The organism is Streptomyces sp. NPDC107538 (assembly GCF_055657445.1).
In genome coordinates, this window is sequence record NZ_JBVKAY010000014.1 from 159643 (window position 1) to 178669 (window position 19027).

16 protein-coding genes are annotated in these 19027 nt (G+C 71.0%); 10 read left to right on the plus strand and 6 right to left on the minus strand.

Annotated features, from left to right (window positions below):
• Positions 1-167: 167 nt before the first annotated feature.
• The 4 genes from ACZ7MG_RS35325 to ACZ7MG_RS35340 all read left to right on the plus strand — a co-directional run bounded on the left by ACZ7MG_RS35325 (position 168) and on the right by ACZ7MG_RS35340 (position 5273).
• On the plus strand, positions 168-932 hold the full coding sequence (locus ACZ7MG_RS35325; protein WP_152167647.1) for an IclR family transcriptional regulator: 765 nt from the start codon (positions 168-170) through the stop codon (positions 930-932).
• A 249-nt stretch (positions 933-1181) separates the two neighbouring features.
• Positions 1182-1970, plus strand: coding sequence for an MIP/aquaporin family protein (locus ACZ7MG_RS35330; protein ID WP_471389297.1), 789 nt, complete (start codon positions 1182-1184; stop codon positions 1968-1970).
• A gap of 100 nt (positions 1971-2070) precedes the next feature.
• A complete protein-coding gene (gene glpK, locus ACZ7MG_RS35335) occupies positions 2071-3609 on the plus strand; it encodes a glycerol kinase GlpK (protein WP_471389296.1) in 1539 nt (512 codons plus the stop codon).
• 47 nt (positions 3610-3656) lie between these two features.
• The gene (locus tag ACZ7MG_RS35340; RefSeq protein WP_471389293.1) at positions 3657-5273 is read left to right on the plus strand and encodes a glycerol-3-phosphate dehydrogenase/oxidase; all 1617 of its coding nucleotides are present in this window, start codon (positions 3657-3659) and stop codon (positions 5271-5273) included.
• Between the two features lie 382 nt (positions 5274-5655).
• On the opposite strand, the gene mtnK is transcribed toward ACZ7MG_RS35340, so the two are convergent.
• Genes mtnK through ACZ7MG_RS35360 form a run of 4 tightly spaced genes read right to left on the minus strand, consistent with a single transcriptional unit; the run spans position 5656 to position 10604 of the window.
• A complete protein-coding gene (gene mtnK / locus ACZ7MG_RS35345; RefSeq protein WP_471389290.1) occupies positions 5656-6864 on the minus strand; it encodes an S-methyl-5-thioribose kinase in 1209 nt (402 codons plus the stop codon).
• A 33-nt stretch (positions 6865-6897) separates the two neighbouring features.
• Entirely contained in the window at positions 6898-7944 is a 1047-nt protein-coding gene (locus ACZ7MG_RS35350) for an ABC transporter permease (protein WP_471389287.1), read from the minus strand.
• Between the two features lie 31 nt (positions 7945-7975).
• The gene (locus tag ACZ7MG_RS35355; RefSeq protein ID WP_471389285.1) at positions 7976-9508 is read right to left on the minus strand and encodes a sugar ABC transporter ATP-binding protein; all 1533 of its coding nucleotides are present in this window, start codon (positions 9506-9508) and stop codon (positions 7976-7978) included.
• Positions 9495-10604, minus strand: coding sequence for a substrate-binding domain-containing protein (locus ACZ7MG_RS35360; protein WP_471389282.1), 1110 nt, complete (start codon positions 10602-10604; stop codon positions 9495-9497). The genes ACZ7MG_RS35355 and ACZ7MG_RS35360 overlap by 14 nt, the downstream gene beginning before the upstream one ends.
• A gap of 544 nt (positions 10605-11148) precedes the next feature.
• Between ACZ7MG_RS35360 and ACZ7MG_RS35365 the strand changes: the two genes are divergently transcribed.
• The 3 genes from ACZ7MG_RS35365 to mtnB are packed head-to-tail and all read left to right on the plus strand — an operon-like array spanning position 11149 to position 13093.
• Positions 11149-11757, plus strand: a complete 609-nt coding sequence (locus ACZ7MG_RS35365; RefSeq protein WP_471389279.1) for a 1,2-dihydroxy-3-keto-5-methylthiopentene dioxygenase — start codon at positions 11149-11151, stop codon at positions 11755-11757.
• Positions 11754-12488: an acireductone synthase gene (gene mtnC / locus ACZ7MG_RS35370; protein WP_471389276.1), complete on the plus strand. Its 735-nt coding sequence runs from the start codon at positions 11754-11756 to the stop codon at positions 12486-12488. Before ACZ7MG_RS35365 ends, mtnC begins: the two co-directional genes overlap by 4 nt.
• Positions 12485-13093: a methylthioribulose 1-phosphate dehydratase gene (gene mtnB / locus ACZ7MG_RS35375; RefSeq protein WP_471389273.1), complete on the plus strand. Its 609-nt coding sequence runs from the start codon at positions 12485-12487 to the stop codon at positions 13091-13093. Before mtnC ends, mtnB begins: the two co-directional genes overlap by 4 nt.
• Before the next feature lie 96 nt (positions 13094-13189).
• Here the strand turns inward: mtnB and mtnA are convergent, their stop codons facing one another.
• Positions 13190-14221 carry an S-methyl-5-thioribose-1-phosphate isomerase gene (gene mtnA, locus ACZ7MG_RS35380; RefSeq protein WP_471389270.1) on the minus strand — a complete coding sequence of 344 codons (1032 nt, stop codon included), beginning with the start codon at positions 14219-14221 and terminating at the stop codon, positions 13190-13192.
• Between the two features lie 167 nt (positions 14222-14388).
• Between mtnA and ACZ7MG_RS35385 the strand changes: the two genes are divergently transcribed.
• The 3 genes from ACZ7MG_RS35385 (at position 14389) to ACZ7MG_RS35395 (ending at position 17610) form a co-directional block, all read left to right on the plus strand.
• Positions 14389-15687 carry an amidohydrolase gene (locus tag ACZ7MG_RS35385; RefSeq protein WP_471389267.1) on the plus strand — a complete coding sequence of 433 codons (1299 nt, stop codon included), beginning with the start codon at positions 14389-14391 and terminating at the stop codon, positions 15685-15687.
• Positions 15688-15781: 94 nt separating this feature from the next.
• Positions 15782-16453, plus strand: a complete 672-nt coding sequence (locus ACZ7MG_RS35390; protein ID WP_471389264.1) for a FadR/GntR family transcriptional regulator — start codon at positions 15782-15784, stop codon at positions 16451-16453.
• 158 nt (positions 16454-16611) lie between these two features.
• Positions 16612-17610, plus strand: coding sequence for a PAC2 family protein (locus ACZ7MG_RS35395; protein WP_471389261.1), 999 nt, complete (start codon positions 16612-16614; stop codon positions 17608-17610).
• Between the two features lie 118 nt (positions 17611-17728).
• Here ACZ7MG_RS35395 and ACZ7MG_RS35400 read toward each other — a convergent pair whose 3' ends face one another.
• Positions 17729-18766 carry an SMP-30/gluconolactonase/LRE family protein gene (locus ACZ7MG_RS35400; protein WP_471389259.1) on the minus strand — a complete coding sequence of 346 codons (1038 nt, stop codon included), beginning with the start codon at positions 18764-18766 and terminating at the stop codon, positions 17729-17731.
• Between the last annotated feature and the right edge of the window lie 261 nt (positions 18767-19027).

Genomic DNA, 19027 nt, shown 5'->3' on the forward strand with positions numbered 1-19027 from the left:
GGCGGACACCGGACGGGCACGGGATCGTCACCGGACGGCGGGTGTGGCCGAAAAGCCGGTGCCGGCCATTGGCGAGAGGTCGGCAACGACCGGTAGTGTTCGACATTGCCGAACGGTGGTGGGTTCAGTCGCGTACGGCGGCCGAAGGGGACGGAGGCAGGACGGCGATGGCACGGAACATCCAGTCGCTCGAACGGGCGGCCGCGATGCTGCGCCTGCTCGCGGGCGGCGAACGGCGACTCGGACTGTCGGACATCGCCTCGTCGCTGGGCCTCGCCAAGGGCACCGCCCACGGCATCCTGCGCACGCTCCAGCAGGAGGGGTTCGTCGAGCAGGACGACGCCTCCGGGCGGTACCAGCTGGGGGCGGAGCTGCTGCGGCTCGGGACCACCTATCTGGATGTCCACGAGCTGCGGGCGCGGGCCCTGGTGTGGACGGACGACCTGGCCCGTTCCAGCGGCGAGAGCGTCCATCTGGGCGTGCTGCACCAGCAGGGCGTGCTGATCGTGCACCACGTCTTCCGGCCCGACGACAGCCGGCAGGTCCTGGAGATAGGGGCCATGCAGCCGCTGCACTCCACGGCCCTCGGCAAGGTCCTCGCGGCCTACGACCCGGTGGCGCACAGCGAGGTCCTGGAGGGCGAGCGCAAGGCGTTCACCGACCGGACCGTGCACACCCTGGACGACTTCGAGGGCGTCCTGGACATCACCCGCGCGCGCGGGTACGCGGCCGATGTCGAGGAGACCTGGGAGGGCGTGGCGTCCATCGCCGCCCCCATCCACGACCGGCGGCGCATGCCCGTCGGCGCGGTCGGCATCACCGGCGCCGTGGAGCGGCTGTGCCGCGAGGGCGAGCTGCGCCCCGAACTGATCGCGGCCGTACGGGACTGCGCCCGCGCGGTGTCGCGGGATCTGGGCGCGGCCCGGTTCTGACGGGACCGCCGTACGGCGAGGGCCGGGACACCTTGGGGTGTCCCGGCCCTCGCCGTACGCGTGCGTACGCCACCGTTCGATCGGTAACGATCGCACTTCGCGCAACACAGCTCTTGACGCACGTGTAACACCGGAGCAAGACTCCCGTCCATCGGTCGACATTGTCGAACACCTACCGGCAATACGCGTTAGAGTGTGACAAGCCAAGGGCCGAACCTTTCCCCTGGACGAAGGACAAAGGAGTCGCGGGTGTCCAGCTCCGACATCTTCATCGGCGAGACCATCGGTACCGCCATACTCATCCTGCTCGGTGGTGGCGTCTGCGCCGCCGTCACGCTGAAGGCCTCCAAGGCCCGTAACGCCGGTTGGCTCGCCATCACCTTCGGGTGGGGTTTCGCCGTTCTGACGGCCGTCTACACCTCCGCGCCGCTCTCCGGCGCCCACCTCAACCCGGCCGTCACCCTCGCGCTCGCGCTGAAGAAGGACGGCATCGAGTGGGGCGACGTCCCGATCTACTGGGGCGGGCAGCTGCTCGGCGCCATGATCGGCGCCGCACTGGTCTGGGTGGCCTACTACGGCCAGTTCCACGCCCACCTCACCGACCGCGAAATCGTCGGCGAGCCGGCCCCGGCCAAGTCCGTCGAGGCCCGCGAGAGCGGCGCCGGCCCCGTGCTCGGCATCTTCTCCACCGGTCCCGAGGTCCGGGTCGCCTGGCAGAACGTCGCCACCGAGATCATCGGCACCATCGTGCTCGTCCTCGCGGTCCTGACCCAGGGCCTGAACGGCGAGGGCAAGGGTCTCGGCACCCTCGGCGCCCTGATCACCGCGCTCGTCGTGGTCTCGATCGGTCTGTCCCTCGGTGGCCCGACCGGTTACGCGATCAACCCGGCCCGTGACCTCGGTCCGCGCATCGTGCACGCCCTGCTGCCCCTGCCCAACAAGGGCGGGTCGGACTGGAGCTACGCCTGGGTCCCGGTGGTCGGCCCCCTGATCGGTGCCGCCATCGCCGCAGGCCTCTACAACGTCGCATTCGCCTGAGAAACCCGTTGAGCCGCCGTTCCGCGAGCACGCCTCGCGGAACGCTCAGCACGCGCCGTACGTACAGCCCGTTGACCAGTTGACCTTTCAGGAGCACACCGTGACCGACGCCCACACCGCCGGCCCCTTCATCGCCGCGATCGACCAGGGCACGACCTCGTCCCGCTGCATCGTCTTCGACCGCGACGGACGCATCGTCTCCGTCGACCAGAAGGAGCACGAGCAGATCTTCCCGAAGCCGGGCTGGGTCGAGCACGACGCCACCGAGATCTGGACGAACGTCCAGGAAGTCGTCGCCGGGGCCATCGAGAAGGCCGGCATCACCCGTGACGACATCAAGGCCATCGGCATCACCAACCAGCGCGAGACCACGCTGCTCTGGGACAAGAACACCGGTGAGCCCGTCCACAACGCGATCGTCTGGCAGGACACCCGTACCGACGCCCTCTGCCGCGAGCTCGGCCGCAACGTCGGGCAGGACCGTTTCCGCCGCGAGACCGGCCTGCCGCTGGCCTCGTACTTCGCCGGCCCCAAGGCCCGCTGGCTGCTGGACAACGTCAAGGGCCTGCGCGAGCGCGCCGAGGCCGGCGACATCCTCTTCGGCACCATGGACTCCTGGGTCATCTGGAACCTGACGGGCGGTGTCGACGGCGGCAAGCACTACACCGACGTCACCAACGCCTCCCGCACCATGCTGATGAACCTGCACACCCTCCAGTGGGACGAGAAGATCGCCGAGTCCATCGGCGTCCCGCTGTCGATGCTCCCGGAGATCCGTTCCTCCGCCGAGGTGTACGGCGAGGTCAGCGGCGGCCGCCTCGGCGACCTGCTCGGCGGCATCCCGGTCGCGTCCGCGCTCGGCGACCAGCAGGCGGCCCTCTTCGGCCAGACCTGCTTCGAGGAGGGCGAGGCCAAGTCCACGTACGGCACCGGAACGTTCATGCTGCTGAACACCGGCGAGAAGATCATCAACTCCTACAGCGGTCTGCTGACCACGGTCGGCTACCGGATCGGCGACCAGAAGCCGGTCTACGCGCTGGAGGGCTCGATCGCCGTCACCGGTTCGCTGGTGCAGTGGATGCGCGACCAGATGGGCCTGATCAGCACCGCCGCCGAGATCGAGACCCTCGCGCTCTCGGTCGAGGACAACGGCGGCGCGTACTTCGTCCCGGCCTTCTCCGGTCTGTTCGCCCCGTACTGGCGCTCCGACGCCCGCGGTGTGATCGCCGGTCTCACCCGGTACGTCACCAAGGCGCACCTCGCGCGCGCCGTCCTGGAGGCCACCGCCTGGCAGACCCGTGAGATCACGGACGCCATGACCAAGGACTCGGGCGTCGAGCTCGCGGCCCTCAAGGTCGACGGCGGCATGACCTCCAACAACCTGCTGATGCAGACCCTCTCGGACTTCCTGGACGCCCCCGTGGTGCGCCCGATGGTCGCCGAGACCACCTGCCTCGGCGCCGCCTACGCCGCCGGTCTCGCCGTCGGCTTCTGGACCAACACCGACGATCTGCGCGCCAACTGGCGGCGGGCCGCCGAATGGACCCCCCGCATGGACGCGGAGACCCGCGACCGTGAGTACAAGAGCTGGCTCAAGGCCGTCGAGCGGACCATGGGCTGGATCGAGGACGAGGGCTGAGCGGAAGGTCTCCGTCCGTCAGCTCTGATGAGGAGTAAGAACCCGTAATGACCAGTCAGACCACCCTGCAGACCCTGCCTGCCCTGGGGACGCGCCCGGCGTCCGGCTCGAACCCGAGCCGTGCCGAGACCCGGGAGCAGCTCTCCAAGGCGTCGTACGACCTCCTCGTGATCGGCGGCGGCATCCTGGGCATCTCCACCGCCTGGCACGCCGCGCAGTCCGGGCTCAGGGTGGCCCTGGTCGACGCCGGCGACTTCGCCGGCGCCACCTCCTCCGCCTCCTCCAAGCTGCTCCACGGCGGTCTGCGCTATCTGCAGACCGGCGCGGTGAAGCTGGTGGCGGAGAACCACTTCGAGCGCCGTGCGGTCTCCCGCCAGGTGGCCCCCCACCTGGCGAACCCGCTCACGTTCTACCTCCCCGTGTACAAGGGCGGGCCGCACGGCGCGGCGAAGCTCGGCGCCGGCGTCTTCGCCTACTCCGCGCTCTCCGCCTTCGGCGACGGCGTCGGCCACCTCCTCTCCCCCGCCAAGGCGGCGCAGGACGTGCCCGAGCTGCGCACCGACAACCTCAAGGCCGTGGCCGTGTACGGCGACGACCAGATGAACGACTCCCGGATGGCCCTGATGACGGTCCGCGCGGCCGTCGAGTCCGGCGCGGTCGTGCTGAACCACGCCGAGGTCACCGGCCTGCGCTTCACCAAGGGCCGGGTCACCGGCGCCGAGCTGCGCGACCGCCTCTCCGGCGACGAGTTCGGCGTGAACGCCCGCCTCGTCCTGAACGCGACGGGCCCCTGGGTCGACCACCTGCGCCGCATGGAGAACCCGGACGCGGCCCCCTCGATCCGTCTCTCCAAGGGCGCCCACCTGGTCCTGAAGCGGACCGCCCCCTGGAAGGCCGCGCTCGCCACCCCGATCGACAAGTACCGCATCACCTTCGCCCTCCCCTGGGAGGACATGCTGCTGCTCGGCACCACCGACGAGGTGTACGAGGGCGACCCGGCGGACGTCGCGGTCACCGAGAAGGACACGGCCCAGATACTCGACGAGGCCGCCTTCTCCATCCGCGACCAGCAACTCTCCCGCGACCTGATCACCTACTCCTTCGCCGGCCTCCGCGTGCTGCCGGGCGGCCCCGGCGACACCGCCAAGGCCAAGCGGGAGACGGTCGTCACCGAGGGCCGGGGCGGCATGCTCTCCGTCGCGGGCGGCAAGTGGACGACGTTCCGGCACATCGGCCGCACGATCATGAAGAAGCTGGAGGCGCTCCCCGGCCAGCCGCTGGGCGAGGACTTCGAGCCGGTCGCCTCCCTCCCCAAGAAGCTGCCGCTGCCCGGCGTCGCCAACCCGCGCGCGGTCGCCCACCGCCTCCTCGTCGACCGCCCGGCCCCCGGCCCCCGTATGGGCGCCGACACGGCCCGCCACCTGGCCACGCACTACGGCTCCCTGGCCTTCGACATCGCCCGCCTCGCCAACGAGAACCCCGAGCTGGGCGAGCGCGTCCACCCCGACGCCCCGGAGATCTGGGCCCAGGTCGTCTACGCCCGCGACACCGAGTGGGCCGAGACCGCCGACGACGTCCTCCGCCGCCGGACGACCCTGACGATACGAGGCCTCGCCACGGACGAGGTCCGCACCAAGGTCCAGAACCTCCTGGACAAGAAGTAACCGACTCTCGGTCCGGCCCCACCCCCTGACCGGGACCGGACCGAGCGCACCAAGGCGGGCCCCACGCCACTACGGCACCGGGGCCCGCCTTTCGTGTACAGCACCCGGAGGCCGATGCCGGTCCGGGCGGGATCGCGCGACCCGGCGCTCACGGGGTGCCGCTGCGCCCACCCGTGCCGCCCCTAGCGGCACGCATGCCCGCAGCTACGCGCGCGTGCGAACGGCGAGAAGGGGGCGTGTCGGGGGGTGTCCGCCCGCAGAGGTTGGCGCGTCAACTCGTCGAACCTCCCAGCCAACCGATTCCGCGCCGTTCCGAGGACGGACACCCCCCGGCGCGCCCCCGACCCACCCACCCCGCACCCGACGGACGAGCCGCACCCCCTCAGGGGCGCGAGGAACGGCGCGAGAACCCCCACCCACCCGCACCCGACTCCACAACCGCCCGCACGGCCCCCACATCCCGCAACTCCTCCCGCCGCACAACCAGTTCGCGCCCCAACACCAACGCCCGACGCGACGCCGGAACCGGATCCTCCAGCGTCGTCAGATCCGTCAGATGGGCGAAACCGATGACACGCCGAATGATCTCCGTACCGGCGAACCCCAAGGACTCCGTCCAGACACGGGCAAGAAAGCGGTCCAGGTAACCGTCATCGAAGAACGTATCGACACGCCCCGGCCACAACCGCCGGAACTCGGCCTCGAACGCCTCCCAGGAGAGCCGGAGTTGGTCACCGTGATCCGACAGCGTCCCCAGCGCACGGGCCCGCTCCTCCGAGACGAGCGCGTTGGCCCAGTACAACCCCAGATCGAACCCGATGGGCCCCACGAACGAGAATTCGGGATCGAAGACCCGCACGACATGAACCCCGCCCCGCTCACCGACCATCACACTCCCCGAGTGAAGGTCCCCGTGCAGCAGCGCCTGCGCACTCGTCATGAACACATGCCGAAGCTCGGCCACCTCGGTACGCAACACGCCGTCCGCCCGAAACGCCGCCGCCAGATCGTCCAGCCCCGCATCCCAGTGGTTGTGCTCATGCTCGATGTACGGCTCGGAGAGCACGACATCCTCAGTGATCTTGCACAACTCAGGGTTGACCGAGGCGGCGAGCAGCGCCTTGCGCTCACCGGACTCCATACCGAAGTCACTCGTGGCGAAGGACAGCCGGGCCACCAGCCGCCCGATCTGCGGCGAGGTGTGCGGCCCGTACGAAGCCCCCTCGTTCAGCAGCGTCCGCAGCACCTCCAGATCGGAGAGGTCCTCCATGACCAGGGCGAAGTTCTCCGGGTCGTAGCCGTAGATCCCGGGGATCTCGTCGGGCGCGACCCTCCCCAACTGCTCGTACGCCCGCGCCTCCGCATCGGCCCGCTCAGGACTCAACGGCCACGAAGGCCCGGCGACCCGCACCCAGGGCAGCGCCTGCTTCAGGGCCAGACTGCGGGTGCCGTCGCCGTTCGAGGCGAGGAAGACCCGGTTGACGTTGCCGTCCGACACCTCGCGGACGGTGATGTCGTCCACGTCCTCCCAGTGCCCCCGCTCACGCAGGTACGCGGGGATGTCGTCGGTCTCCAGGATGCGGTAGCCCATGGTCGGTGAACTCCCTCGTACGGCTTATGCGGATCAGGCGGTGCGGCGCTTGGACAACGTGAAGCTGAAGACCAGGGCGAGGATGAGGACCACGCCCTCGACGACGTCCTGGGTGTAGTACGGCAGCCCCTTGATGGTGAGGCCGGTGGTGATGATGCCGATGAGGACCGCTCCGAGGGCGGTGCCCCAGACGTTGGGCCGCCCCCGCCCGAGGACCGAGGTGCCGACCAGCGCGACCGCCACGGCCTCCAGAAGCTGGGACGTACCGGCGGACACATCGCCCTGGCCGATACGGGACGCCAGGATCAGGCCGCCGATGGAGGCGAGCACACCGGACAGCACGTACGCCAGCGCCCGGTACGCGCCGACGCGGATGCCGGCCAGGCGGGAGGCCTCGGGGTTGGCGCCGATGGCGTAGAAGACGCGGCCCCAACGGGTCCGCGCCAGAAAGACCCAGGCGGCGACGGTGAGCGCGCCGAAGACGATGACCGAGATCGGGACACCGAGGACCGTCCCCCGGTCGATCTTCAGAAAGCCGTCCGTGAACCTGCCGGGGGCGGTCGTGCCGTCCTCCAGGGTCATGCCGGGGGTGATCGACTGGCCGTCGACCAGGATCAGTTTGGTGCCCTGGATGACGAACATGGTGCCGAGCGTGGCCAGCATGTCGGGGATCTTCAGCACCACGATCAGCAGGGCGTTGAGGAGGCCCGCGAGGGCGCCCGCGGCGAGGACCGCGAGGATCGCGACCGTGCCGATCTGGTTGTAGACGACCATCGTGTGGGCGGCGACGGAGACGCCGAGACCGGCGACCGCGCCGACGGACATGTCCATCCCGCCGACGGCCATGGTGAGGGTGACACCGAGGCCGAGGATGGCGGCGACGGAGACGTAGCGCAGGGTGTCGAGAAGGGTCGCGGACTCGCGGAAGGAGCCCTCGGTCAGCGCGAAGTAGGCGAAGAGCGCGACCGTGACGAAGATGAACCCGTACTTGATGACGGCGTTCTGGACGCGTACGGCGGTGGACGGACCGAGCGGGGTCGCCGCCTTCGCCACGGGCTCGGTGCTCTGGGTGGTGGTCATGGAAGCGCTTCCTCAGGGGGTCGGGCCGGGGTCACACGGACGCCGAGATGGTCTGGATGACGCGGTCGCGTTCCGCGTCCTCGCCGTACGCGTCGAGGTGGATCTCCCCGGCGGCGAGTACGACGACCCGGTCGGCGACCTCCAGGACCTCGTCGACGTCGGCGGAGAGGACGAGGACGGCGGCGCCCTCGGCGGCGAGCGCGCGGGCGCGGCGGCCGATGTCGCGCCGGGCGCCGATGTCCACGCCTCGGAACGGCTCGTCCAGGATGAGGACACGGGGGGTCTCGGCGAGCCAGCGGCCGACGACGACCTTCTGCTGGTTGCCGCCGGACAGCTCCTCGACAGTGCTCTGCTCGTCGCGCGTGACGACCCCGAGGGCGTCGATCGTGTCGCGGCCGAGGGCGTTCTCCCTGGCCGTGTTCATCAGGCCCAGCCGGGACAGGGACTTCAGGAACGGCAGGGAGATGTTCTGGGCCACCGACCAGCCGGGGACGAGCGCGTCGGCGTGCCGGTCCTCGGGGACGAGGTGGACGCCGCCGCGGATGGCGTCGGCGGGGCGGCGGGGCGCGTACGTCTCGCCGTCCAGCTCGACCGTGCCGGTGGTGAAGGGTTCGGCGCCGAAGAGGCCACGGGCCAGCTCGGTCTTGCCGGCGCCCAGCAGGCCGACGACGCCGGTGACCTCACCGGTGCGGAGGTCGAGGTCGAGCGGGGTGCGGCCCTCGAAGAGGCGGACGCCCCGCAGGGAGAGCACGACATCGCCCTGGTCGCCCTCGCGGACCGGGCGGGCGGTGGTGGTCTCCTGGGCCTGGGCGAGCATCGCGCGCAGGGCGGTGTCCCAGTCGAAGGGGCGGGACTGGTCCTCGGTGAGACGGCCGTCCCGCAATACGACCAGGCGGTCGGCCAGGGCGTCGATCTCACCGAGGCGGTGGGAGACGTAGAGGACCGCGATGCCGTCCGCCCGCATCCGCTCGACCAGCGCGAACAGGCGCTCGGCCTCGGCGGCGGAGAGCGCGGAGGTCGGCTCGTCGAGGATCAGCAGCCGGGGGCGGGTGGCGAGGGCGCGGGCCAGGATCAGCAACTGGCGGTCGGAGATGCCGAGTTCGGTGACGTCCCGCTTGAGGACCGCGTCGGACCAGTCGAGGCCGAGCCCGGCCTGGATCTCCCGGGCGCGGGCCAGCAGCTTGCCCCCGTTGAGGAACGGGTTGCCGCGGCTCTGCGCCAGCTCCTCGAAGACCAGGTTCTCGGCGACGGTGAGGCCGGGGACGACGCCCTCGCTGATGCGCTGATGGACGGTCTGGATGCCCAACTGCCGGGCGGCCAGCGGCGACTGGAGAGCCGCGGGCTCCCCCGCGACCCGCACCTGACCGCCGTGGTCGGTGTGCACGCCCGACAGGATCTTGATCAGCGTGGACTTGCCGGCGCCGTTCGCACCGAGCAGCGCGACCACGCTGCCCGGCGCGATGTCCAGCGAGACGGAGGCGAGCACCGTCTTGCCGCCGAAGGCCATGCTGACGTCGGTCAGACTGACGGCGGCCGTCGAGGGGCTCGCGTCAGTGGGCGACATTCGAGATCCAGTCGGCGGTCGAGACCTGCGCCAGGTTCAGCGCGGGCAGCGCCTTCCGCAGCTGGTCCATGTTCTCGATCTTCTTCTCGCGCAGGAAGTCCTGGGTGATGGCGACGGCCGGGAACTCGACGGAGGTCTTGTTCAGCTGACCGGCCAGCTCCAGCGCGGTCGTCCGGACCACGGCGGCGCCGACGGCGGACGGGTCGGTGCCGGCGGTGGCGACCCAGGGGCTGTCCTCGGCGGTGATGGCCTGGATGTCGGCGTTGGAGACGTCGGCGCCGAAGACCTTGACCTTGTCCTGGAGCTTCTTGTTCTGCACGGCGAGGACGGTGCCCTTGGCCAGCTCGTCGTAGGGGGCGAAGACGCCCGCCACGTCGGAGTTCTGGGTGAGGGCGGCCGAGACGAGGGGAACGTTGTCGGTGGCCGTGGAGTCGGTGACCTTGCCGACCTTGAACGCCTGCTTCCAGCCCTGGGCGTCGACCGTGGACTTCCAGACGGTGTCGCGCTTGTCGAGGGCCGCGTAGCCGGCGACGTTGACGTAGCCGACCTTGGCGTCCTTGCCGACCTCCTTCGCCATCACGTCGAGGACGGCCTGGGCCATGCTCGCGTCGTTCTGCTTGGTGGAGACAACGCCCTTGGTGTCGGTCTCGACGTCGTAGACGACGACCTTGATGCCCTGCTTCACGGCCTTGTCGATCTCCGGCTGGATCGTCGCCGGGAAGCCGTGGTCGATGATGATCGCCTTGGCCCCGGAGTTGATCGCCGAGGAGAGGTCGGTGGCCTGCTTGGCGTTGTCGGCCTGGGCGTCGTACACGGTCAGGTCGATACCGAGGGCCTTGGCCTGTGCCTTCGCGCCGTTGCCCCACTGCTCGAAGTAGTCGCCGGCGCCGCTCTGTCTGACCAGCGCGACCTTGACGGAGCCGTCGCTGAAGGGGGCGGGCTTCTCGCCGGTGGCGGCCGAGGCCTTGGCGGCGGTGTCGCCGGTGTCCTTGGAGGCGTCCGTGGACTGCGCGCAGGCCGACAGCAGCAGGGCCGAGGCGGAGGCGAGGGAGAGCGCGGTGAGGGGGAGGCGGGTACGGCGGGACGAGCGGGACATGACGGCTCCAGGTGCGGGGCGGGGCGAAGGGGGGAATGCGAGGAGGGGAGTACTCGACCCGGAGCGGGGGCGGAATCGCGCCACCGTGCGGTGCACGGCGAGCGCCCGGGACGGCAGAGCGCGTCAGGGCGCGTCGGGGCTCCGGAAGTGGTCAGCGACAGCTGGCCGTGGTCGACCGGAGCAGGTCCACGTACAGCCGCCGCACGAGCAGCAGCGTCTTCATACACAGATCATGAGAACGATTTCAGCCATGCGTCAAAGCAATGAGAGCGGTTTCTCACCAGGTGAGACAGCGACTACGTCACACATGTCCGTACATGGACCGGCGTTACCATCGCGGTACCGGCACCCGACCGGCACCACAGTGAGGCCCCGATGACGACATCCGACGCGACGGCGCAGCGTATGCCCGGCATGCGCCGCTGTCCCGGCGCGCTCTGTCGCGGCTGACCGGCCGCTCGCCCCTCGCTTCGCCCCCTTCCCAGCCGTCCGGGTGCTTGTCTCGGTATCCGGACACCCCTTCCAGACTCCTGGAGTTGCTCTCATGACCCTGCTGACCACCTGGCCCGAGTCCGGACCGGAGACCCTGGTGCGTCGTACCTCCGACCCCGTCGAGATCGCCGCCGCGCTGGCGCCGCTCGGGGTGCGCTACGAGCAGTGGCCGATCCGTGAGGACGTGCCGTTCGACGCGGACAGTGAGACCGTGTTCGCCGCGTACGGCCCGGAGATCGAGCGGCTCAACGCCGAGGAGGGGTTCACCACGGTCGACGTCCTCGGGCTGCACCCGAGCGACGACCCCGAGTTCCCGGTGAAGGCGAAGGCCGCCCGCGAGAAGTTCCTCCAGGAGCACACCCACGACGACGATGACGAGGTGCGCTTCTTCGTCTCCGGCTCTGGCATCTTCTATCTGCACGTGAACGGCGAGGTGCACGCCGTCTACTGCGAGAAGGGCGACCTGCTGGGCGTGCCGCGCGGGACGACGCACTGGTTCGACATGGGCACCAGCCCCTCCTTCACCGCGATCCGCTTCTTCCACGAGGAGGACGGCTGGATCGGCAGCTTCACCGGTTCCACCATCGCCTCCCGCTTCCCGGACTACGACACGATCGACGCCGGGTACCAGCGGGACGAGCAGGACAAGGCAGCGGTGTGAGCCAGGTCTTCGACGGCGGCTCCCTCGACTCCGTGGTGCTCGACATCGAGGGGACCACGAGCGCCACGGGCTTCGTCGTGGATGTGCTCTACCCGTACTCGCGCTCCCGTTTCGGGGCGTTGCTGGCGGAGCGGGGCGACGATCCGGAGGTGGCGCGGGCCGTCGCGCAGGTACGCGAACTCATCGGCGAGCCGGACGCCGACGCCGCGCGCGTCGAGAAGGCGCTCCACGCGTGGCTCGACGAGGACCGCAAGGCGACCCCGCTGAAGACCCTCCAGGGCCTCATCTGGTCCGAGGGCTTCGCGCGCGGCGACCTCGTCTCCCACTTCTACGACGACGTCCTGCCGGCCCTGCGCGCCTGGCACGCGGCGGGCGTACGCCTGCACGTGTACTCCTCGGGTTCCGTGGCCGCCCAGCGCGCCTGGTTCCGGTCGAGCCCCGAGGGTGATCTGCTGCCGCTGGTCGAGGGGTTGTACGACACGGAGAACGCGGGGCCGAAGCAGGAGGCGGACTCCTACCGCGCGATCGCGACGGCCCTCGGGCTCGCCGCCGCCCCCGACCGCATCCTCTTCCTCTCCGACCGGCCTGGCGAACTGGACGCGGCGCGGGAGGCCGGCTGGCACGCCGTCGGCGTCCGGCGGCCCGGGGAGCCGTACTACGAGCAAGGCGTCGGCGACCACGCGCAGGCGGGGACGTTCGACGAGATCACCATCACCAGGAGTACCGCGTGACCATAGAGATCTCTTCCCTCGACCTGGAGGAGGCGGGCGCCGTCCTGGCCGCCGAGTCGGCCCGCTTCGCCTCCTTCGGCTGGATGCGCGGCACCTCGGGGAACCTGTCGGTGGTGCTGTCCCGCGATCCGCTGCGGCTGGCGGTGACCGCGAGCGGACACGACAAGGGTGAACTGACGCCCGCGGACGTGGTGTTGGTGGACGGCGACGGTGCGGCCGTCCAGGGAGGCCGGCCGTCCGCGGAGGCCGAGCTGCACGCGCGCGTCGCCGCGCTGACCGGGGCGGGCGCGGTGGTCCACGTCCACACGGTCGCCTCCGTGGCGATGGGGCGCCGTGCGCCCGGGGGCATCGTCTTCCGGGACCTGGAGATGCTCAAGGGCGTCGGCCAGCCCGCGCACGACGTGGAGGTGACCCTGCCGGTCATCACCAACAGCCAGGACATGAGGGAACTGGGCGACCGCCTGGAGGCCGCGCGGGACCCCCGGATGCCGGCGGTGGTCGTCGCGGGCCACGGCCTGTACGTCTGGGGCGACACACCGCGCCAGGCCCGCCACCACACCGAAGTGGTGGAGTGGCTGCTGGAGTTGGAGCTGTCCCAGCACTGACGGCACGTCACAGGGCGGCCCGGTCACGGTGACCGGGCCGCCCTGTCGTGTGCGAGGGTCCGGACCGCCCTCTCGGGTACGAGGGTCCGGGCGGGCCTACCGCAGGCGCTCGCCCGGCAGTTCGCCCGCCGAGACCTCCAGGACGCCCCGCTCGGTGACCAGGCCCGTCACCAGGCGCCCCGGGGTCACGTCGAAGGCCGGGTTGTGGCCGCGGGACTCGGCCGGGGCCGTGCGGATGCCGGACCACTCCAACACCTCGTCCTCGCCACGGAGTTCGATGTGGATGTCGGCGCCGGAGGGGGTGGCGAGGTCGACCGTGGTGGTGGGCGCGGCGACGACGAAGGGGATGCCGGCGTCGGCGCAGGCGAGGGCGACGCCGACCGTGCCGACCTTGTTGGCGGTGTCGCCGTTGGCCGCTATGCGGTCGGCCCCCACGATGGCCGCGTCGACCTCACCGCGCAGGATCGTGCCGGCGGCGGCACCGTCCGCCTGGACGTAGTGCGGGATGCCCTCCTGGACCAGCTCCCAGGCGGTGAGGCGGGATCCCTGGAGGAGGGGACGGGTCTCGTCGGCGTAGACGACTTCGAGTCGGCCCCGCGCGTGGAGTTCGCGTATGACCCCGAGTGCCGTGCCCCAGCCGGCGGTCGCGAGCGCGCCCGTGTTGCAGTGGGTCAGCACGCGCAGCGGACGGTCGACGCCCGCCCGCTTCAGCAGCCAGTCGGCGCCGAACGCCCCCATGGCCCGGTTCGCCTCGACGTCCTCGCGCTGGACGGCGGCGGCCTCCTCCAGCACCGCCTCCAGCCCCTCGTCGAAGCGGGTCATGACGCGGTCGACGCACACCATCAGGTTCACCGCGGTGGGGCGGGCCTCACGGACGCGGGCGACGGCGGCCCGTACCTCCTCGGCCGACCAGCCCTCCCGCTCGCCCTCCAGGATCGCGAGCGCCACCCCGTACCCGCCCGCCGCCCCGATCGCCGGAGCGCCCCGGACGACGAGGCGCTGGATCGCGGAGACCAGGGCGTCGACGTCATGGATCTCGACCGTCTCGGTGCGGTGCGGCAGCACCGTCTGGTCGATGAGCGCGAGGCTGTTTCCGGTCCAGTCGACGGCGCGCAGTTCCTGGGGCATGGCGGGGCACTCCTGGTGTTCCGAGGGTCCTCGAAACCGTACATGACCTCGAAGAACCGTCGGGTTCCCCCCACCAGGAGACCCCAGGTGGGAGCCCCGCCTCATCGGGGCATCGTAGGGACGAGGGCGGCCACGAAGGACGGCGACGGCTTCGAGGGGGACGCCGCGTGAGCGAGTACGTCGATCTGCTGGTCCACGGCGGTGACGTCCTGACCGTCGACGAGGCCGGAACCCTCGTCCGGGGCGGGGCGGTGGCCGTGCGCGAGGGGGCGATAGTGGCGGTCGGACCGGCGGAGGAGATCCGTACCGCTCACTCGGCGGCGGAGAGCATCGACGCCGAGGGCTGTCTGGTGCTCCCCGGGCTCGTCAACACCCACACCCACCTGGCGATGACCCTGCTGCGGGGGCGCGCGGACGACGTCACGCTCCAGGAGTTCCTGGACCGGGTGCCGAGGTGGGTGGCGGAGCTGCTGTCGCCGAAGAACGTCGCGGCGGCGGTACGGGTCGCGATCGCCGAGAGCGTACGGGCGGGGGTGACGTCCGCGCTGGACATGTACTGGTTCCACGAGGCGGCCGAGCGGGTCGCGCGCGAGGCGGGCTGGCGGCTGCACACGGGCCCGGCCTTCATGGACGTGCCCGACCCCGCCGACGGCCTGGAGTACGGGCAGCGGCCGGCATGGGCCCGGCGGGACCTCGCCGACCGCTCCCGCCGGCCGGGGACGCGCCTGGTCCTCTTCGCGCACTCGACGTACACGCTCGCCCCGGACCAGCTGCTCGACATCGCCGCCCTGGCACGGGAGTTCGGGGCGCTGCTGCACCTCCACGCGGCGGAGAACGCCACCGAGGTCGCCACGGTCGAGGCGCGGTACGGCAGGCGCCCGGTGGAGCTGCTGGACTCGCTCGGGCTGCTCGGCCCCGATGTGCTGCTCGCCCACGCGGTCGATCTCACCGGCCCGGAGATCGCGGCGCTGGCCCGCACCGGGACCTCGGTCGCGCACTGCCCGGTGTCGAATCTGAAGCTGGGCTGCGGGATCGCCCCGGTGCCCCGGCTGCTGGGCGCGGGCGTCACCGTCGGGCTGGGCACGGACGGGGCGGTCAGCTCGAACACGCTGGACGTGCTGGGTGCCGTACGGCAGGCCGCGCTGGTGCACAAGGCGGCCGGGGACCCCACGGCGGTCGGTGCCGAGCAGGCGGTGCGCATGGCCACGATCGAGGGCGCCCGCGCGCTGGGGCTCGGCGACCACCTGGGCTCCCTGGAGCCGGGCAAGCGGGCCGACCTGATCGTGCTCGACCTGGGCGGCCCCCATCTGCGACCGCGCCACGACCCGTGGTCCACCCTGGCCTACGCCGCGCACTCGGCGGACGTCCGGGACACGGTCGTCGAGGGACGGGTGCTGATGCGCGAGCGCGTCCTGACCACCCTCGACGAGGCCGCGGCGCTGGCCGATCTGGAGGCTTTGGCCTGATAGAGGCACTGGAGCCTTCATAATGACCTGAGACATCGGATGTCTGAACGACAGGATCGACCAGGGTCGACCAGGAACGACAGGGAGGGCCGCCATGGCAGTCACCGACGAGGCGATCGAGAAGATCAAGGGCATGATCGTCTCCGGCGCGCTGCGCCCCGGCGACCGGCTCCCCAAGGAGAGCGAGCTGGCCGCCGATCTCGGGCTGTCCCGCAACTCCCTGCGCGAGGCCGTGCGCGCCCTGTCGCTGATCCGCATCCTGGACGTACGGCAGGGCGACGGCACCTATGTGACCAGCCTCGATCCCCAACTCCTTCTCGAAGCGCTGAGTTTCGTCGTCGACTTCCACCGCGACGACACGGTCCTGGAGTTCCTCGCCGTCCGCCGCATACTGGAGCCGGCGGCCACGGCGATGGCCGCGCTGAAGATCAGCGAACAGCAACTGGACGCGCTGTCCTCCCAGTTGGACAAGCTCGGCACCGGGCCGTCGGTGGAGGAACTGGTCGCCTGCGATCTGGAGTTCCACCGGGGCATCGTGCAGAGTTCCGGAAACTCCGTGCTCTGCTCGCTCCTCGACGGTCTGTCGGGCCCCACGACCCGGGCCCGCATCTGGCGCGGTCTGACCCAGGAGGACGCGGTGAGCCGGACCCTGCACGAGCACCGCGCCATCCTCGCCGCCCTCCGCGCCCGCGACGCCGACGCCGCCCGCTCCTGGGCGACGGTGCACATCGCGAGCGTGGAGCAGTGGCTGCGGTCGACACTCTGAGAAGTCGATCACTTGGAACCCTGGCAGGCGGCGCGTGTTTCGGCCGTGCGATCGGGGCATTGATCCGTTCACTCCCCCGTGCAAGGGGGCTGCGGAGGGCCCCTCGGCACGCCGTAAGGTTGGGGCGTACGCGAGGGCACGTCGGAAGGAGGCGCTGGGTGATCGAGCTGGAGGGGGTTCCCGAGCTGATCGACCCAGTGATGGTGGCCGCGTTCGAAGGCTGGAACGACGCCGGCGACGCCGCCTCCACCGCGGTCGCGCATCTGGACCGGGAATGGAAGGGCGAGGTGTTCGCGGCGCTGGACGCCGAGGACTACTACGACTTCCAGGTGAACCGTCCCACGGTGTGGCTGGACGGCGGCGTACGGAAGATCACCTGGCCGACGACAAGGTTGTCGGTGGTCAGGGTCGGCGGCGACAAGCCCCGCGATCTCGTACTCGTCCGGGGTATCGAACCGTCGATGCGCTGGCGCTCGTTCTGCAACGAGCTGCTGGGCTTCGCCCACGAACTGGGTGTCGAGCTGGTCGTCATCATGGGCGCGCTGCTCGGCGACACCCCGCACACGCGTCCGGTCCCGGTCAGCGGTGTCACGTCCGACCCGGATCTGGCACAGCGGATGGATCTGGAGGAGACCAAGTACGAGGGCCCCACGGGCATCGTCGGCATCCTCCAGGAGGCGTGCACGCACGCAGGCGTCCCGGCAGTCTCGCTGTGGGCCGCGGTGCCGCACTACGTGTCGCAGCCGCCGAACCCGAAGGCGACGCTGGCCCTCCTGAACCGGCTGGAGGACCTGATCGACGTACGCATCCCGCTGGGCGAGCTGCCCGAGGACGCGCGCGCCTGGCAGGTGGGCGTGGACCAGCTGGCCGCGGAGGACAGCGAGGTCGCCGAGTACGTGCAGACGCTGGAGGAGGCCCGGGACACGGCGGAGCTGCCGGAGGCGTCGGGCGAGGCGATCGCGCGGGAGTTCGAGCGGTATCTGCGGCGGCGGGACGGGGGGCCCGGCTCCGCCGGGCATGCCACGGCTGACGGGGGTGACGGGGCCTCGGGGGCCTGGAATCCCAAAGACAATCCCGGCGGTCGAGCGCGACCGCCGAAAGCGCCTCGGCCCGAGACCGAGACCGAAGCCGGGGACGAGGATCCGTCGGAGGAGTAGCGCGCCGGGGACGCCGTCCCGGTGACGCTGCGCGAAATCCGCGGGTTCGTCGGGGCTGGTCGCGCAGTTCCCCGCGCCCCTTCGAGGCGCGGGGAAGTGGCCCGGAGTTACCGAGTGCTCAGCGTTTGATCGCCACTACCGCATACGTCGTGTCCGGCGTCGGAGTCGTGGTGAAGCGGGCGTTGGGGAGGTAGAGGCGGTTCTTGTGGGCCGCCGCCGTCGTCGGGACGTCGAAGTCGGCGTCGGTGAGGCGGCCCTCGAAGATGCCGCTGCGGCCGTCGGTGGCGAGCTGGAACACGTCGACCGCGTTCTGGCGGTTCTGGACGACGTAGAGCCGCCGGCCGAGGAGCAACAGGCCGTCGCCGTTGGTGAGGGGTGCCGCGTCGCCCAGGTCGACGAGGGTCGTGACACCCGTCCTCGGGTTGACCCGGTGGAGTCCGCCCGCGCCGGACTGGACGACCAGGAGCGCCTTGCCGTCCGGGGTGCGGGTGATGCCGTTGGCGTTGACGACCTCGCCGGGGGTCTGGCTCCAGGCACCGCTCAGCGTGACCGTGACGACCTCGTCCGGGTCCGGCAGACCGCCGTGGCGGCCCAGCGGCAGGGCGTACAGGGCGGGCTGGAACGAGTCGGTGAACCAGGCGGCCCCCGGCGTGAGGAAGACGTCGTTGGCAAAGGTCGGCGTCTTCGTGGTGAGCGTGTACGAGGCGATGATCCGGCCGGTACGAGCGTCCACCACCCGGGCGCCCTGACCGCGTCCGGCGACGAACAGCCGTCCCCGGTCGTCGAGTTTGAGCCCCACGGAGGGTGTACCGGGGCCCGCCGAGATGATGCGGCCCTCTCCGGTGCGCAGGTCGGCGCGGTAGATCGAGCCGTCGCCGAGGGAGCCCAGGTAGGCGTAGGGGGCGGCGCCGATGGTGATGCCCTCGGGGCGGAAGCCGTTGGGCAGCGGGATGAGGTCGGGCCAGGTGCCCTCGGAGGCGGATCGGGAGGCGGCGGACGGGGCCGAGGCGGTCGCCGCCGCCGAGGACCCGACGAGCAGCGCGCCCGCGGTGGCGGCGGACGTCGTGAGCAGTCTGCGCCGGCTGAGGTGACGGGGGGCGGGGGATGACGCGGAATGCGGGGACTGCGCGGGATGCGGGGGTTGCGGGGGTGCCACGGTGCGTCCCTTTCACGAAGGGACCGGCAGCTGGCCGGTCCGGCTTCAACTGACGTCTGTCATGCCATCACATGCCGACCGGCCCCGCAGCCCTTCGATCATCGACCGACAGCGCCTTGACAGCCCCGGGGCAGCTTCTGCGTGGGTTGATGGCGTGCCGTCCGGTACCGGACGGCTGACGAGGAAAGGGCGCCTTCTCCGGTGCCGGAGAAGGCGCCCCACTGCCCTGCCCTCATGTGCAGAGTCGTTACTTCAGAAGCC

Bases quoted from the DNA above. Each gene is read 5' to 3' on its own strand.
- ACZ7MG_RS35355 (WP_471389285.1), bottom strand. From the start codon at position 9,508: ATGTCGCCCACTGACGCGAGCCCCTCGACGGCCGCCGTCAGTCTGACC.
- ACZ7MG_RS35390 (WP_471389264.1), top strand. From the start codon at position 15,782: ATGGCAGTCACCGACGAGGCGATCGAGAAGATCAAGGGCATGATCGTC.
- ACZ7MG_RS35365 (WP_471389279.1), top strand. From the start codon at position 11,149: ATGACCCTGCTGACCACCTGGCCCGAGTCCGGACCGGAGACCCTGGTG.
- mtnA (WP_471389270.1), bottom strand. From the start codon at position 14,221: ATGCCCCAGGAACTGCGCGCCGTCGACTGGACCGGAAACAGCCTCGCG.
- ACZ7MG_RS35360 (WP_471389282.1), bottom strand. From the start codon at position 10,604: ATGTCCCGCTCGTCCCGCCGTACCCGCCTCCCCCTCACCGCGCTCTCC.
- ACZ7MG_RS35340 (WP_471389293.1), top strand. From the start codon at position 3,657: ATGACCAGTCAGACCACCCTGCAGACCCTGCCTGCCCTGGGGACGCGC.
- mtnK (WP_471389290.1), bottom strand. From the start codon at position 6,864: ATGGGCTACCGCATCCTGGAGACCGACGACATCCCCGCGTACCTGCGT.
- ACZ7MG_RS35350 (WP_471389287.1), bottom strand. From the start codon at position 7,944: ATGACCACCACCCAGAGCACCGAGCCCGTGGCGAAGGCGGCGACCCCG.
- ACZ7MG_RS35325 (WP_152167647.1), top strand. From the start codon at position 168: ATGGCACGGAACATCCAGTCGCTCGAACGGGCGGCCGCGATGCTGCGC.